The organism is Vulcanisaeta moutnovskia 768-28 (genome assembly GCF_000190315.1).
GTDB lineage: Archaea > Thermoproteota > Thermoprotei > Thermoproteales > Thermocladiaceae > Vulcanisaeta > Vulcanisaeta moutnovskia.
On sequence record NC_015151.1, the window covers coordinates 2248482 to 2265370 of the forward strand.

General features: G+C 40.9%; 15 protein-coding genes. 5 read left to right on the forward strand and 10 right to left on the reverse strand.

Annotation, left to right across the window (positions count from 1 at the left end):
• Positions 1-35 precede the first annotated feature (35 nt).
• Positions 36-1046 carry a lysylphosphatidylglycerol synthase transmembrane domain-containing protein gene (locus tag VMUT_RS11890; protein ID WP_048057078.1) on the forward strand — a complete coding sequence of 337 codons (1011 nt, stop codon included), beginning with the start codon at positions 36-38 and terminating at the stop codon, positions 1044-1046.
• On the opposite strand, the gene VMUT_RS11895 is transcribed toward VMUT_RS11890, so the two are convergent.
• Genes VMUT_RS11895 through VMUT_RS11905 form a run of 3 tightly spaced genes read right to left on the reverse strand, consistent with a single transcriptional unit; the run spans position 1024 to position 5669 of the window.
• Positions 1024-3306 (reverse strand): DEAD/DEAH box helicase, encoded by a 2283-nt coding sequence (locus VMUT_RS11895; RefSeq protein WP_052298560.1) that lies wholly within the window; start codon positions 3304-3306, stop codon positions 1024-1026. The genes VMUT_RS11890 and VMUT_RS11895 overlap by 23 nt on opposite strands.
• Before the next feature lie 22 nt (positions 3307-3328).
• A complete protein-coding gene (locus VMUT_RS11900) occupies positions 3329-4204 on the reverse strand; it encodes a hypothetical protein (protein ID WP_013605653.1) in 876 nt (291 codons plus the stop codon).
• Between the two features lie 46 nt (positions 4205-4250).
• Complete coding sequence (locus VMUT_RS11905) at positions 4251-5669, reverse strand: phosphohexomutase domain-containing protein (RefSeq protein WP_237699665.1); 1419 nt, start codon at positions 5667-5669, stop codon at positions 4251-4253.
• 57 nt (positions 5670-5726) lie between these two features.
• Between VMUT_RS11905 and udp the strand changes: the two genes are divergently transcribed.
• From udp to VMUT_RS11915, 3 genes are read left to right on the forward strand one after another with little or no spacing between them, the layout of a single operon-like run.
• Positions 5727-6560, forward strand: a complete 834-nt coding sequence (gene udp, locus VMUT_RS11910; protein WP_013605655.1) for a uridine phosphorylase — start codon at positions 5727-5729, stop codon at positions 6558-6560.
• A 5-nt stretch (positions 6561-6565) separates the two neighbouring features.
• Positions 6566-6775: a hypothetical protein gene (locus tag VMUT_RS12735; RefSeq protein ID WP_148224776.1), complete on the forward strand. Its 210-nt coding sequence runs from the start codon at positions 6566-6568 to the stop codon at positions 6773-6775.
• Complete coding sequence (locus VMUT_RS11915) at positions 6726-8009, forward strand: purine-cytosine permease family protein (protein ID WP_148224777.1); 1284 nt, start codon at positions 6726-6728, stop codon at positions 8007-8009. Before VMUT_RS12735 ends, VMUT_RS11915 begins: the two co-directional genes overlap by 50 nt.
• A gap of 105 nt (positions 8010-8114) precedes the next feature.
• Here the strand turns inward: VMUT_RS11915 and VMUT_RS11920 are convergent, their stop codons facing one another.
• The 7 genes from VMUT_RS11920 to VMUT_RS11950 form a co-directional block, all read right to left on the reverse strand.
• Positions 8115-9521 (reverse strand): MFS transporter, encoded by a 1407-nt coding sequence (locus VMUT_RS11920; RefSeq protein WP_048057327.1) that lies wholly within the window; start codon positions 9519-9521, stop codon positions 8115-8117.
• Between the two features lie 37 nt (positions 9522-9558).
• Positions 9559-10206, reverse strand: a complete 648-nt coding sequence (gene pcm, locus VMUT_RS11925; RefSeq protein ID WP_013605658.1) for a protein-L-isoaspartate O-methyltransferase — start codon at positions 10204-10206, stop codon at positions 9559-9561.
• A gap of 59 nt (positions 10207-10265) precedes the next feature.
• Positions 10266-10646: a DUF779 domain-containing protein gene (locus VMUT_RS11930; protein ID WP_013605659.1), complete on the reverse strand. Its 381-nt coding sequence runs from the start codon at positions 10644-10646 to the stop codon at positions 10266-10268.
• A 233-nt stretch (positions 10647-10879) separates the two neighbouring features.
• The gene (locus VMUT_RS11935) at positions 10880-12544 is read right to left on the reverse strand and encodes a hypothetical protein (RefSeq protein WP_237699666.1); all 1665 of its coding nucleotides are present in this window, start codon (positions 12542-12544) and stop codon (positions 10880-10882) included.
• 341 nt (positions 12545-12885) lie between these two features.
• Positions 12886-14427 carry an aldehyde dehydrogenase family protein gene (locus tag VMUT_RS11940; protein WP_013605661.1) on the reverse strand — a complete coding sequence of 514 codons (1542 nt, stop codon included), beginning with the start codon at positions 14425-14427 and terminating at the stop codon, positions 12886-12888.
• 118 nt (positions 14428-14545) lie between these two features.
• Positions 14546-14881 carry a hypothetical protein gene (locus tag VMUT_RS11945; RefSeq protein ID WP_013605662.1) on the reverse strand — a complete coding sequence of 112 codons (336 nt, stop codon included), beginning with the start codon at positions 14879-14881 and terminating at the stop codon, positions 14546-14548.
• Positions 14882-14913: 32 nt separating this feature from the next.
• On the reverse strand, positions 14914-15846 hold the full coding sequence (locus VMUT_RS11950; RefSeq protein ID WP_013605663.1) for a hypothetical protein: 933 nt from the start codon (positions 15844-15846) through the stop codon (positions 14914-14916).
• Positions 15847-16054: 208 nt separating this feature from the next.
• On the opposite strand from VMUT_RS11950, the gene VMUT_RS11955 reads away from it, so the two are divergent.
• Positions 16055-16876, forward strand: a complete 822-nt coding sequence (locus tag VMUT_RS11955) for an ABC transporter substrate-binding protein (protein WP_013605664.1) — start codon at positions 16055-16057, stop codon at positions 16874-16876.
• Positions 16877-16889 lie beyond the last annotated feature (13 nt).

Sequence of the window (16889 nt, forward strand, 5' to 3'; positions counted from 1 at the left end):
AGTTCTTTAAAACGGTAAGTAATTAGTTAATTAAGTTGAGTGAACGTAATCGTATTAGTGAGGATTGGCGTAGGGATGTCCTATTCATAGTTATTTCAATAGTTACGATAATAATTACAATAATAATACTGATAAAGTCAGGCCTAGCCACGTCTAGATATGAAATGCCTAGGTACCCATTCTACCTCATCGAATCTGAACTCATATACCTAACTCAATTAATACTCATTGGGATTAGACTTAGTATTATTTTTAATAGGGGCATGGGCTATAAAATAGAAACCACGGAATTAATCAAAATAGCTGCAGCCCAAACATTCACATCATTACTAATACCAGGTTTCTACATAGGTGGTGAGGCCGTGTCGATAGCCTACTTAACATATAAGGGGTTGCCAACGACCAGAGCCACTGAGGGTGTTGTGCTTCGTTATACTATCGATACAATAACACTGACGTCCATAATACTCGTGCTTTACCTATTTAATCTTGTGACGGTACCGATAATAGCACTCATAGTGGCATTAATACTACTTATTGCCTATACTGTACTCTTCATAACAATAGTAAACGCAAGGCTGGGTGGATATATTGAACGTATATTTAGGTACATAAGTTTACGTATTAAGTTTGTAAGTAATTTCATATTAATAAATCAAAATGAAACTTATGGACTGAAATTCACGCCACTTGAGAACTTGGCACTTTTTATAATATCCATTACCCAATGGTTTCTGTCAGGTCTCAATGTAATGCTAATATTCTACGCATTCGGTGTTCACATTGGACTCACCACTGGGATTTTAATCTCATCGTCATATGTAATCCTTACATACGTATCAGTATTACCTGGATCAGCCGGCATTGGGGAACTCGCGAACCTATATGTACTAAATAGCCTCGGCCTAGGTAATTATTACTTAATTTATGATGTTTGGTTTAGGGCAATAACGTACATAGTGCCGCTGATTATACTAATGCCCGCATTCCTCAGTATATCCAGGAAGTTAACAATGATCAATACTAATCATAGGAGCTCTCGGTAGGTAATTCCGTGATCCTCGACGACGCACCTTTAATTATTGAATCAATAACCTTTATTGCGTTTTTCCTGGATAAGTAATGATTATCATTACCACAATACGGCGAATAAACACACTTAGGGCAACCATCAGTGCATGTACAATGAGTTAATACACCAAGTGATATCTTGAGTACTTCATTGATCCTCCTAGTGAGCATCTTAGCAGTGCCAGATCCACCGGGGTATGAGTCATAGATTATTATATGCCCTGTTGGATATGAAATACCGCCTAAGTCCGTAGGTCCCGCACCAATTACGTTCTCACCAACCATAATGATTATGTGCTCAGCGGCGTGATATGCCTTGCCCCTCTCAACAATATCCACATTCTCAAATGGACTGAAGGTTATGAATGGGGCATAAATGACTACACCCTTTGTCCTGAACTCATACGTGAACGGTTCACTAAATTCCCTCTTCTCCACAACCTCACCACTGCCAAACCTCTTAACCAAGTACCCATGAACGATTTCCCTAATCGTTAAATTAACGTATTGATAAGGCACAGAATTTATTAAACCATCCTCAATAATATCATCAATCTTGGGCTCTGAATTATAGAGAGCTGTGGTATAGAGATCATAATCACTTGGTAACTTCCTCACCTGGGCAACCCTATTTCTTAAATCAAGTCTATAAACCTCATAAACCCTACCGCCATGGAGATAGATGGCGCCGTCATGAAGCTCCCTCAATGCCATGGGCAACTCCCTATGACCCACGACTTTCTTGCCCTCAACAATCCTAATCACATCACCAATACCTCTAATACCGTGTATTGCCTTAACGGCATCACGACCTCTACCACTCACGACGTAGTAATTACCCCTAACCTCGACTAGGCCATCATTAACTAATGACTTAAGGATTTCTTCACAGTAAATATCCACAGAGCCGCTTCTCACGGGTCTTTCATAAACCATTAATAGGCAGTGCCTTCTTGCAATCTCATCATTTCTCCACTCAACATATAAATCCTCAGGTCTCCTCGTGTAGAATTCACGTGGGTTTGAACTATAGTAAGTACTCATTGGATCATCACCAAGAACCTGAACCACATAAGCCCTCTGACCTCTTCTACCAACCCTACCGCTCCTCTGCAGGTACTTCGAGTAGCTGGGTGGTATTGTTGCCATAACCGCAACATCAGCGTCACCAACATCAATACCCATTTCCAGGGTTGGCGTGGATAGTAATACTAGGTACCTGCCCTCCTTAAAGCCGTCCTCGACCTCATGCCTCTCCTCAATAGCGAGCCCAGCCCTATGAACCCTAACCCTATCACCAAACCCAGCCTTATCAACAAACCTCTTAATTAACTCAACGAACCTATGACTATCAGCAAAGACGAGGCACTTCATATCCCTCTTTATACATGTCCTAGCCAACTCTGCTGCCTCGGCAAGCCTACTCCTAGTTATTGGGCTTATTAGGACATGCCTAACTAAACCTCTCCTACCCTCAGGTCCTCTTATCAATGTAGCATTACCAACATCAAGCAATTCCCTGGCGAAGTCCAGTGGATTACCCACGGTTGCTGTGGAAACTACGAACTGCCAATTCCTCATGAACCTCCTCATTCTTTTAAGTACGTAATGAACATGTGCTCCAAAAACGCCATTATAAACATGGAAGTCATCCAGCACTACTACCTTATACTCATGAAGGAGCTCCCTAAATTTACTAACGTGAGATAGCGCCTCGCTAACCATGTCTGGGTTCGTAATGAGAATGCTTGGCGGTGAGGAGTAAATCCTAGACCTAGCATTACTGGGTGTATCGCCATCGTACGGCATTACTGATATATCAATCGCAGAGAGATATCGCTGCATCCTTAGTAATTGATCCCTGGCAAGGGCCTTTGTCGGGTACATTATTATTACCTTGATATCTTCCCTACTCATCATTGATATTAACGGCAGTAAAAACGCCTCTGTCTTACCAACACCCGTTCCAGCCATTATCACCGTATTATCACCATTAATAATAGCCTGATAAGCCTGCCACTGAAAATCATAGAGCCTATCAATACCAATACCCTTTAATCTATTTGTTAATTCCCTCGGTAAGTCCAGGGAATCTATGGAGGGTCCATAACTAGGCTCTGAGGGCTTGTCCTCATGTACATATAGAATAATCCTAGCCCTGTCACTACCTAGTTCGCCTATGAATTCATCCTCAAGCATGTACTTGGCAACCACAAGTCTGTCGTTCCTGATCATTGTACTAAGGCCATAGTTTACACTAGGAATTAATAACTTTGGGTGGATTTATGCGCATATGTTCGATTTCATCATTTGCCTTAAGCCTGAGCACCTTTGGCTCGATCATCATTAACTTATCCCAATGCCTAATTATCGGTCTCAACCTACTGCCACATCTAGGGCATTTCCTAATCTCGCCCTCAGTCTCAAAATCAACATAGCAATTAACGCACCTAAAAACACTGAAAGCCCTATACTCATCGAAATCCAGGGAGACAATGCTTGGAATTTCCGTAATAACTATGCCATCGATTACATTCGACAGCTCCTCAATGATCTCCCTCTTTAACGAAGCACTATCAAGCATTACCAGGAATTCCTTATTACCGTAAACTGACCTAACCCTGTCCCTAAACCGTAATAACCAGTCTTTATCAATAATGGCATCCTTAATGATTATCCCATACGGCTTAATCAACTGCGGATATGGCTTGTCGGGACTCAGTATTATGTAATTCACGGAATTATTACTAATCCTTTGATTAACGTGAACAACATCAATAAGGTCACTATTAATGCCAATGAAGTCATCCGTTAATACGCCATCCGCACCACCCGCCAACGCCGCCCTGATGAAGTCATTAATTGGCTCGGATATTGCTGAGCCATAGATGAGGACCCTAAGACCAACTTTCTTAGACCAAGCAACCGCACTGGCTAATGATATTAATTGCCTAAGCCTACTTAATAATTGCCTGAGTATATCGCCACTAATATTGTTCAATTCCACTATGGACTCAGGCGGCACTATTGGCGTGGCATCCCTAACATACTTAACAACTTCCAAACCCTCAAATAACCAGGAACCCGCGAACATACACCAAGGCAGTCCGCACCACTTAATGAATATCCTCACATTACGAGTACTAATAATGCATCATTATTAACCTTAGCTATTAATACTACGGCTTCAAACCAAGGGACCTAATCAATGAGACTGCGTAATCAACCATCTGGTTCAACCTATCCTCTGAGAATGCCTCGGCATAAATCCTCAACTTGGGCTCGGTACCGCTACCCCTGATTAGGATCCAGGAATTATCGCTAAAGACAACCTTAACACCATCAATGGTTATTACCTGCCTAATACTACCTATGTTATGAAGCCTCTCGACGATGACCTCCCTACTCCTAATGACAAAATCCTTACCATTATTAAGCGGTACATCAACCCTCCTATAGAATGACTTGCCATATTCCTTAATTATCTCATCAAATACGTTAACTAAGCTACCTTGCTCAGAGGCTATCATCGTTAGTAACGCCGCGGTGTATATGCCGTCCTTATCAGGCACATGCCACGAGTATGCCAAACCACTACTCTCCTCACCGGCAACCTCAGCATCGCCACTAATTAAGTGCTTAACTGAGTGCTTGAAGCCAACGGGAACCTCATAAACTCTAATCCCATACTTACTAGCTATTGAATCAACAATGTGTGTCGTTGATATTGCCCTAACAACACCCCTCCTAATAACGCCTCTCCTGACTAAGTGCTCAAGTACAATTGTTATCACGTTATTCGGGCTTAAGTAGCCATGGGTAGGATCAACAGCTGCTATCCTATCCGCGTCACAATCATGCGCAATACCAACATCATAACCCTTACCCACAACCTCCTGAATTGTATCATGTATATTCTCAGACTCTGGATTGGGGTTCCTACCTCCAAAGTTTGGGTCATAGTTATTATGAACCTCAACAACCTCCATACCCAACTCCCTAAGTATTCTAGCGGTGTAATTAATCGCCGTACCAAATAAGGGATCAACGACAACCCTCAACCTATTTCTCGGCTTAAACATTTTGAGAACATCGTTAATCACGTGATCCACGTATTGAGGACCCGGATCTACTAATTGAGGCTTCACAACCCTAATACTCGATACTGACCTAACAATATCCTGCCACTCCTGGCTATACAGCCTCTCTATTTCACTCGTATCCTCATCCGAAGCCGGCGACCCCTTACTCGTTATTACCTTAAAGCCATTATATATTGGTGGGTTGTGACTGGCGGTGATCTGAATAATGAGATCAAAACCAAAGCGAGAACCATACCAAGCAACTACAGGAGTTGGCGTAGGCCTCTCTGTAATCATGGTGTCAACACCATACTCAGCAGCAACACTTGCAACTACATTTGCGTAATCCCTGGATTTTTTCCTAACATCATAACCAATGAGCAGTCTCCTTAACCCATACCTGCGTGACCAATAACGAAAGGTGGACTCAGCAAGTATTGCTACAAGCCCCTCATTAAAATCCCTATCAATCACACCACGCACACCATCAGTACCAAAGTGAAATGCCATTTTCATATTCATTTTATTTATGTTAAAGATAATTCTTTAAAAATTATCATTGTTTGCCAGCTAATGGCAGCATTAAGACCAACAGTGGGTACAAAGGTATACCACTTAATGGCTGGACCTGGCGATATAGCACCATATGTTTTAACACCTGGTGACCCTGATAGAGTGCCTAGAATCGCCAAGTATTGGGATTCTGCCCGTGCTGTGGCTGCGCATAGAGAGTATGTGACATACACGGGTATCTACAAGGGCGCGCCAATATCGGCCGTATCCACTGGGATTGGTGGACCAGCAGCGGCAATAGCCATTGAGGAGTTACTCACGCTTGGTGCTAACACCTTCATCAGGGTCGGAACCACAGGAGCATTACATGATTGGATTAGGATTGGTGACGTTATAATAAATACAGGGGCCGTTAGATTTGACGGAGCTAGCAACGCCTATGCAATGCCTGAATACCCGGCTATAGCTAGTTACGATGTCATACTAGCCCTGGTAACAGCCGCAGAAACGCTGGGCGTTAGGTATCACGTTGGCTTAACAGCATCAACCGCAGACTTCTATGTTGGGCAGGGCAGGCCAGGTTTTAAGGACTACCAGCCACCTTGGTCAAGAGATCTCGTTAATACCTTATCATCAATGAACATACTCAACTTCGAGATGGAAGCCGCGACTATATACACCATAGCCAATATCCATGGAGCAAGAGCTGGGGGTATTATGGCTGCCATAGCAAATAGGAAAACCAATGAATTTGTACCAGACGCTGGAGTTGATGATGCTATTAGGGTGGCCAATGAAGCCATTAGGATACTATATGAGTGGGATGGCATTAAGGCAAACCTGGGGCTTAGGTACCTGACGATTAATGTGATTAGGGAATGGATGAAGAGGTGATTTGCATGGTACTAGAGGAGTTTGATGAGAAGAAGCTTGAGGAGTTGGCTAAGGGTTTACCTGAGTTTGGTAGGTTCGGTAAGGAGTTAGAGACTATAGGCGTGCTGCCAATACCATCTAGACTAAGGAGATACAGGTCCTATAACCTATTCAATATTTTGGGCGATGGCATCCGCATCAGCCGCGACACCTCTTGCTGGTTACCTACTCTTTAACCTTGGTCTCAGAGGTATGCTAATAGCAATAACCCTCGCCTTCATACTTGGTGTAATACCAACACTACTATTCTCGGAAATGGGTAGGCAAATACCATTAACGGCACTTGTGATCGCCAGGAAGACCTTTGGTTATGGAACCGCGCAGGCCCTCTCATTGTTATACACAGTGATAAACATTGGTTGGTTTGCCCTGAACAATGCCGTAGGCTCAGAAATATTATCTGCGGTGACTCACACGCCGATTATGTATTGGTACATAATAATGGGCACAATACAGATATTCCTGGTAATACTTGGGTTTAAATGGCTGGAGTACTTCTACAGATACACCTCGATAATACTACTAATAAGTTACGCTGTACTAACATACTACTTAATAATTCATTACCACGTCTCATGGTCAACTCTCTGGTCAACAACATCAAGCGCAAACGCCCAATGGGGCGCTGCCATAGACTTAATGCTCGCCTTTGGAGCACTATCATGGGCTTATAAGACCTCAACAACGTCTAGATTCGCCAAGCCCTCTGGTAAAGTCAATATACTCTACGGTTTAGCTACGCCAATAGGCATCATAGTACCGATATACCTAATGGGTATATTGGGCTTCGCTGGGCAGTACTACGCCAATAATTGGAATATTGCAGCCATATCATTTCCACCATCAACGCCAGCATGGGTCTTAATAGCTGCCCTGGGTGCTTCGTTAGCGATAATACACACTAACGCAATGAACCTCTACCCATCAGCCATAGATTTACTTGTTGCAATAGACCCAGTGATAAGGAGGTTCAGAAATGAATTTAGGGCTAGGTTAACGCAGCCAGTGGCTATTTTGATACTGGGTATTGCGGCAATAATAGTCTCAATATGGATACTATCAATAATAGAGAGCTTCCTTAATTTCGTGGGTTTAACAATATTCCCGTTAACATTCATACTAATCTTTGATTGGTACTTAAGGTTGAAGAGGAATGTGCACACGCTGGATGATGTTAAGAGGTACTTCTACGATATACCGAGGGAGCCCCTGAGACATATTGGCATAGCTGCAATAGTATCCTTCATAATTGGTAGTGTATTAATGAATTACTTGCCAATTGCAATACCAACGACGTTCCCGAAGTACCTACCGCCTGAGTACACAGGAGCTCTAATAGGTGGCTTAGTGTACTTAATATTAATGTTACTAGCGATTAAGGTTAAGAAATTGTCATGGTTATTACCCTAGTATAACTTCATGTATCGTATTTCTTAAAATGCATATTAGTAATCATTCCAATTGCACATATTTAGTGAATAACATACCATAACTAGCCTTACCCATGGGTTTCATTTATTTTTCACGTAATAATGACGTGTAAACACCAATGAAACTGAATATTGCGGATATTATTAGCACTATCCTTAATCCTGTAATGAATGATTGATATACCGTGATATTACTCATCATTATACCCGTGAATAGATATAGACTTGCGTATCTGCCCAGGTAACTAACGAGTATGGCGCTCGCCACGGTAATACTCAGTAGTTGGCCCATGAAACGCATTGTGCCTAGAACACCCGAGGCAATTCCATACTTATCGGCCGTGACTGAGCTCATCACGGAATTCGTATTCGGTGCTGAAAAGAGGCCAAAGCCTATCCCAAGGACCATTAGGGAGAGGGCTACGTAAATCGCATACTTAATGTTGAGTAGTAGGAGCATTATGAATGCCACGCCTATTAAGCCCATACCTAATGCTGCTATTTCCCTGGAGCCATACTTATCTGAGAGCTTACCGCTAACTGGTGATAATGCAGCCATGAACACAGGTTCAGAGACTAGAATTAAACCTGCAATGAATGGGTTGTAACCAAGGACAACCTGTAGGTATAGCGAGAATAGGAATGGCACTGAGTATGTGCTTATGTAATTAAGTAGTGCTGTTATGTTACCTGCCATGAATGAAATATTCCTAGTGAATAAGCTTAAGTCAAGCATTGGATAATTAATTCTTCTCTCAGCGATTATGAATACCGTAAAGAACGCGAAACCAATAATTAATAGGTATAGGTAATATAACCAATCACTCACGGCCGATAATATTAAGTACATGACCACTAGAAGAATTGCTGTAGTGAATGTGATGACGCCTACGTAATCAATCCTAACAACACGCCTGGGTAATTCAATACTCTCCATTGAGAACCAGGATATTGCAAATCCAAGTACGGTTAGTATTGCCGTTATTATGAGAACGAACCTCCAACCAAGAAACTGCGTTATTAAGCCTCCGAAGAATGGGGCTGATGTTAAGCCTAGGTAAACAGCCATTGCATTTATGCCAAGGGCAAATCCTCGTTCGCCTTCAGGAAACACCTGGCTTACGATTGCTGCAGAACCTGGGGATAGTATTGATGAACCGAATCCCATAACTAACGACGCAATTATTAATGTGTATATGTTTGGCGCCAATGAACCAAGTAATGAACCAATTAGAAATAGTACAAAACCTAACTTAAACATTTTAACCTTGCCGTAAATATCACTTAATCTGCCTAGGGTTATCATCAATGTTGGTAATGGTATTAGGTAGATTATTGGGACATATATTAAGACATCCAATGGTGCATGGAAATATTTACCTAGTACGGGTGTTATGAAGGATAGTACTGTGGAATTGTATGGTGTTTGAAAGGCAGCTAATGATGTTGTGAATAATATTAATCTTTTTCTATTCCTACTCAATTTTATCATATTAATTAATTCATTTTTCAATATCGAATTATAAGCATTATTCCTCACTATACTTCATTTTAACAAAGGATACGTATGTTACTGGCTTCATACGAGGCGTATTGCCCTCCTTAGTAACAACGTAGAGTACCTGCGTAAGTCTCTCTTCAATTGGTATTACCATTATACCATCACTTGATAACTGCTCGAATAACCTAGGTGGTACCTTAGGAGCGGCGGCTGTGATCAATACCCTATCAAACGGTGCATACTTTGGCAGTCCTCTGGACCCATCACCAATAAACACATGAACATTATCTAAATAACCTAACCTAGCCAGACTTTGGACTGCATAAAGCGCAAGTCCTGGGTAATATTCAATCGTATATACTGTGCCCATCCTCTCCATTGCCTCAGCACACACAGCAGCATGATAACCAGTACCTGTACCAACCTCTAAGATCCTAAGCCCTGGCTTAAGCTCAAGTAATTCACACATCATTGCAACCATGTGAGGCGCAGATATTGTTTGACCATACATTATTTCCAATGGTGTATCCTCATAGGCATACAGCCTTAGGTAACTTGGCAGGAATTCCTCACGGGGTACATTAAGCATTGCCCTCTCGACCCTGTCACTCTTAATTATCCCCTCGTCCTTAAGTATGTTGATTAGTCTCCTCCTTGCTGACGCAAAATCAATCATTACAATTACTTACTTGCACTATCCTAAATAACTCTTCTCACTCAATAACCTAATCGCCATTATTGGGGAAACTCCATGCTTAGGTTCTTCGATAATGAAACCTTCATAGCCTTAAAACCAAGCCTTAACCTCACGCCCTCAAGCACATCAAGCGAGAATGAGTCATCAATAACACCATTAAGCGGCTCGACCTTAAGCGTGAGAATCCAACCATTGTAGGACTCCGCAAGGTTACGCTCTATGTAGAATGGCACACTATCAACCCTACCAACCTCAACATAATCACTACCAACAATGAAATCACTAGCTCTATATATCTGTGGCTCAGTGGGTGAACAACAGCCATGCCCGAGAATTATGATAATATCACCATACTTCTCCTTCATATTCCTAATCAATTCCTTAACATCATCCCCAAACTCAACACTAACATTCAACACATTCCCGTATGTGGATGTCTAACTTAAAAATTTTACTGATCATTTAATGGTTAAATTAATAAAATATATTCAATATATAACTGTGAATAATAATAAAATTTACGCTTTATTAATTTAAAACCATTCGTAATCGTGACTTGTTATTATTCCGTACCAAATTTACCCAAGTTATAGGAAGGAGTATTTAGGTAACATATTGTTTTGACGAAACGAAATTATTGATTACCACGCCATTAAGCTCTACATATTATATACGTTGTATATGATGCAATACCGGTTATGTAAGTGTTAGGTGGTGCATTCACATTATTTAATATAAGACCTGACTGTGAGAGACTCACTGTACCGCTTGACTGTGGAACTACAACAATATCCCACGTAGTATCGACCCAAATTATTTGAACAGTATCATAAAGACATGGATAATATGCAGTCATAGCATTATTTTCAAAGTCAATGTTAAACTGAGCATAAATATATGGAGACGACAGATTTGGTATATATACGGCAGCTGGCGTTTGATCTTCAAAGGAGTTTGGAAATGCCTCGTTATTAGCGCCATAGCCTATGCTAAACGTCCACGTAATATTAGACACTTGTATGTATGTATCATATAATACTGTGGACCCTGCAGGATTTTGCGAAGCACTAATGGTCTCACTACCACCAAGAGGAAGGTCTATTCCAACTGTGACAGATGGTACCTCCCCCAAATCTAAGCCAAGGAATACTTCGTAACTACTCGTACTACTTGTTGGCGGTGGATTCCACGAATTAGTGCTAAAAGCACCGGTTTGATCACCAACCAGGGCATCAGTTATACCCTCATTAAATAATTGATAACCGGAGTAATAGTCAATGGCACCAACCTGATAATCTACACGACCACCATTATCATACATAGTTGTACTCTCTGTGTAGGCTTCATATCCAAGGACATTAATAGGGAAATAATGAAGTCCAGTATTTGTTTCAGTAATAAGATTGTTCGCTACAAGGCAAGTATCCCAATAATATGTTCCATTACCATCCATGTAAGCCTCTATACCATAAGCACTATATGGACCTGAAGAGAACATAGGTACTGCCCATACTAACGTCCCATTACCACTCACGTATATTCCAGGCGCCGGATTTGTGTAACCGGCACCTTCGAATTTAGTATACTCAACATAACATGGGTCCTCCGTATCGATAACATTACTAGTTGTAACCATTGCTGCTGGTTTCATTATATTCGTTATGACCATTGGTAGTTGGTTTAAGTATACTGGGCCTATTACTAGTCCTCCAATCCCAACACGTCTAACTATGATTACCACCGGCTGGTGAGTATTAACCGGTATTATTGGATACGCTATTAGGTAATCATTGCTTGGTTTTCCCAAGTTAAGTAATAGCCTATTATTTGTGGCTACTGCCCATGAATAAGCTAACACAAACTCAACAACACCCTCATCACTTCCATTAGCATAAATGCCCACAACATCCCCCTTAGCGATAACACCAGCTAACTCATGAATAATAGGACTGGTTAAATTAATGGTTACTTTATTCATTGGACCACCAATGACGAGACTTGACTTAATCAAAGGCCAATCAATAATAATAACACTATCATTGGGTAGTTCAGCGAGTTGATTAAGACCTACAGACCTAATAAGCGACTGATTAATGCCAATATTGACTAACTTCTGAACCAGTGTTGATGTACCAACCACGTAGATTGGCATATTTAAACTTATTAGCGATGACCTGTTAACCATAGCATTGTCCACCTTACTCATAGTTTCACGCGGAGTAAAGAACCTTGGTGAGTATGTAACAAATATGGCTGCAATGGATATGCTCACGATTACTAAGACGATTATAAATAACAACCTGAATCTGGAACTCATAACCATCACTAAAGCATAGCTACACGATTTTTTTACTCCGGCTGTTCATAAAAAAGAATCGAGCAGAATTGAAAATCATTTTATATAAATCATTAATCATTATTGGACTTTAATCATAAAGCAATTAAATGCACTCGATAATATATCACTCATAATTACGATGCCCTTAGGGAGCATCAGGATTCGCAAGATTACTTAGTGCTCACTTAATCATTATATGCTGTTCACTATTAAATAATATTCAATAAGATACCATAGTAATATTAAAAATATCTTATTAGTTATTAAGTAGAAAATTAAATAAAATCAGTTTTAATTCAAACTCGTTAATAGATACTTACTCATAACTTATCGATCTTCATCACAGTCCTCCAGTGCGGCCTATCAAGGCTACCCGTGGTATCGACATAGACCTGCTTAATCTCAAGGAACTCCTCAAGACCGTAGAGACCAAGCTCACGTCCAATACCGGACTGCTTATACCCGCCCCAGATGCCTTCTGTTGGTTGTGTGTAGGCATCGTTAATCCATACAGTACCTGCCTGAAGCTTCCTGGCTACCCTGAGGGCTTTTGCTGGGTCCTTGGTGAATATGGACGCTGTGAGTCCGTAAATCACGTTATTTGCTATCTCGATGGCCTCCTGTTCCGTTCTAAATGGTATGACCGCAATGACTGGGCCAAATATCTCCTCCTGAGCAAGCCTGCTCTTGGGATCAACGTTATCAAATATTACGGGACTTACGAAGTAGCCCTTGTCATAAATTCCACTGCTTAACTTGCCACCATCAAGAGCCACCTTAAAGCCTGCCTTCTTGCCAAAGTCTATGTAACCAAGCACCTTCTCCTCCTGAGACTTAGAGACCAGCGGACCCATGTCAGTATTATCATCAAGTGGATAACCAATAATCAATCCCCTAGCAACCTCAGCTAACCTATTAACCAGTTTTTCATGAACACCCTCGTGAACCAACACCCTACTTATTGCACCACAGGCTTGTCCAGTATTCCTGAGACCGCCAAATACTATTGCCCTAACGGTCTCCTCAATGTTCGCATCATCAAATACAAGAGCTGGGTTCTTACCGCCGAGCTCGAGTCCAATCCTCTTAACGCCAGCTGCTGCCTGCTGCATGATTAACTTACCCGTTGTTGTCTCACCAGTGAAACTTACATAATCAATCCTTTGATGCCTAACTAAGTCATTACCAACAGTTGCCCCAGGGCCATAAATGACGCTGACCACACCCTTAGGAAGCCCGGCCTTAGCTAATGCCCTATAGATCTCCATGGCGCTCATTGGTGTATAGCTGGCTGGTTTCCAAACTACCGTACAACCCGTAGCCAATGCCGGCGCTATTTTCCTAGCTGCCTGGGTCATTGGGAAATTCCATGGGGATACTGCGGCGACTACTCCAACTGGTTCCTTAAATATTAGTGATACATTACCATTACTGAGAACTATTGAATCACCATAGACCTTATCGGCAAGGCCAGCATAGAACTCGAAAATCTCAGCAGCGGCAAGCACGTGCGCCTTAGCCTGCCTAATTGGCATTCCATTCTCAAGAGCCACCGTAACAGCGATTCTCTCAGCCTCCTCTCTAATTATTTCGGAGGTCTTAAATAGTATCCTAACCCTCTGTCTATAGTTCGTGACCCAACCATACTTATCCTTGTCAAATACCTCCCTAGCTAGGTCAACTGCCCTGTTAAGGTCATCCGTGGATGCCTCCTCAATAATTGCTATTGTTTGATCAAACTGTGCGGGATTCTCCCTTGTGAATGTCTTACCCTTGCTTGAGGACACCTCTTCACCATCTATGAACAACTTGACCCTAACGGGTATTTCCAGGGTAAACTTCCCATAAGATACCGTAGGCATTAGACACTAGTGTATCCGCTTATTAATAAGTATTACTGATCTACTCTATTATTTAACAATGTATTGATTATTTATATAATATTTATCAAAATAGATTAATAAAATAATAATTAAGTCATTATTTACCATAACTACATTCAATAATATTCTCTGGAGACGCTGACGTATAATAATTGAACAATGTATCGGCTGGATTTCTCGATACTAATATCATGACTTCCTCATTACCATTTACTAGATTAATGAAAAAGTGTATTAAATGCTCGTCATTACCCCTGTAGATTCTTGCCGTTACACCTCTATACTCGCTTACAGAGAGTACATTATTAATTACATAATTAACTAATTGCCTAATACCGTCACAACTATTATTTATCATAAGCATTACTTGGTTTGGATTTAAATCCGAGACTCTTTTATACTCATTTCCGTGATAAACCCAAACTAATGACATTAAATCAAAACGTGATTAATAGTAATAAATGTTTAACGGGCATTAAGCATGAAATTAACTATGCCACTAATTAACGACCGCCTACTAACCACGCTTTGAGACTTGCTCATTATTGTGTTATACCTGGGCCACTTAAAGAATATTATGTAGTCTAATTCGTTAGGAACCACGGCGAAGCCCGAATCCCTTATGTACGGCCTACTCATTATTTTATTGAAGGTCTCCACATGGGCCTCGTAATACGTGTACCTATGAATAAGTATTGCGTAGTCCATACCATCCATTAAATAACTCTCCAATGCTGATAAACCCCTATGCACTGTCTTACTTGGATCTAGCACCTTGTGCGCTATTAAGTACTTATTATTAGTTATTATGAGAACATCAATTGGATTCTTAAACACTATGGTATTCATTATACCAAGGGATTTAACATTGATCCCAACATGCATGATCTTACCATTTAAATAATAATCAAGCTTCTTCATGTTAGATGCCAATAAGCGTGTTAGATCATCATATGGTTCTTCAATCACCTCCTTCGAGTGCGGTAGTCTCATTATCATTGGACTTGGGTAGATAACCTCTTCATCAATAATTAGATGCCCATCATCAAAGTCACACGCCAGGTCTAGGTTAATTTGGTCAGCAAGTGCCATCATTTGCGGTATTTCCACAAAACCATCATTATTTAGGGTAGCCACTTTATTGTTTATTAGGTCATGAATCATAGGATCAATTTCTGAGGACCAGTCAGTAATTATTACGGTACCCATTGGCGATATCTCAGCTTGAACACCCTCCATGAAACCATACTTAACCCATTTACAAAATACTGCCTTGGTGTCTGGGCTTAATTTCGATATTTTATTGATAAGTTTTATTAAATAATCATGATTTCCATAATCCGAAGTAATTAATTGATTAATTTCCTTTGTTGATTTACTCACTTTGTCAAATGGCATAATCAAGCCACGAGAGGCCAAAGTACTAATAAACCTTTCCCTTAAACATTAATTGATGATGACGGCTAAATTAATGATCGGATGATTAATTATGAGCCAACTGAAAATCAGTGGCGAGAAGACCTAATCATTGATCATATAAGTCCTGGTTCATCATCGGGAAAATAAACAAGCATTAAACTAAAATTTTAATGCATTATTAAGACCCGTGTTACTAACAAAGGCATTAGACGACACACCGCGTAGGATCGTAAGCCTTAACCCATCAATAACGGAGTTCCTATTCATAATAGGCGCAGGTAATAGAGTAGTTGGCACTGATGTCTGGAGCTACAGGCCTAGAGAGGCCATGAGGACCATTAAAATAGGCTCATTTACCTCAGCGGATATTGAAGCAATTAAGAAACTGAACCCCGACTTAGTAATACTCTCATACCCAGTGCAACGGCAGCTGGTTGAACCAATGAGTAGTATTGCCTCCGTACTTGCGGTACCAATGCCCGTAAATTTAAATGCAGTAATGAGCTCCTTCGAGATGATAGGTAAGTTACTTGACCTAGATGAGGAGACGCATAGGATAATGGGCATATACATGGACTTACTAAGGTACTCCATAGATTTAAGAGATACCTTAGTTGTTCTATCCCTAGGGGATTACGTGATACCTTGTGAATCATCATACATAGTATCAGCACTTGATAAGGTCGGTATTAAGTACGTCAAGGGCCTTAAATGTATTGAGCTAATCACTAATAGGGATGACGTTCTAAACATAGTTAATAGGACCAATCCCCAATTAGTGATTTATGAGGGGAAGACCAAGGTATATAGACCGCAGGAAACAAATTGGATAAGTAAACCAATGCTATACACACCAAATGACACACTTGCACACTTTGGACCGAGTTTTCCACTTGATATTCAGTTGCTAATTAATGCAATAAAGAACGGAGAAAAGACCGTAAGAGGCACATCAAGCATTGTTAGGCCAAGTTTATATGATCCCTGGTATAGAATATTTTTAACTTAGCCAATAGTTAATG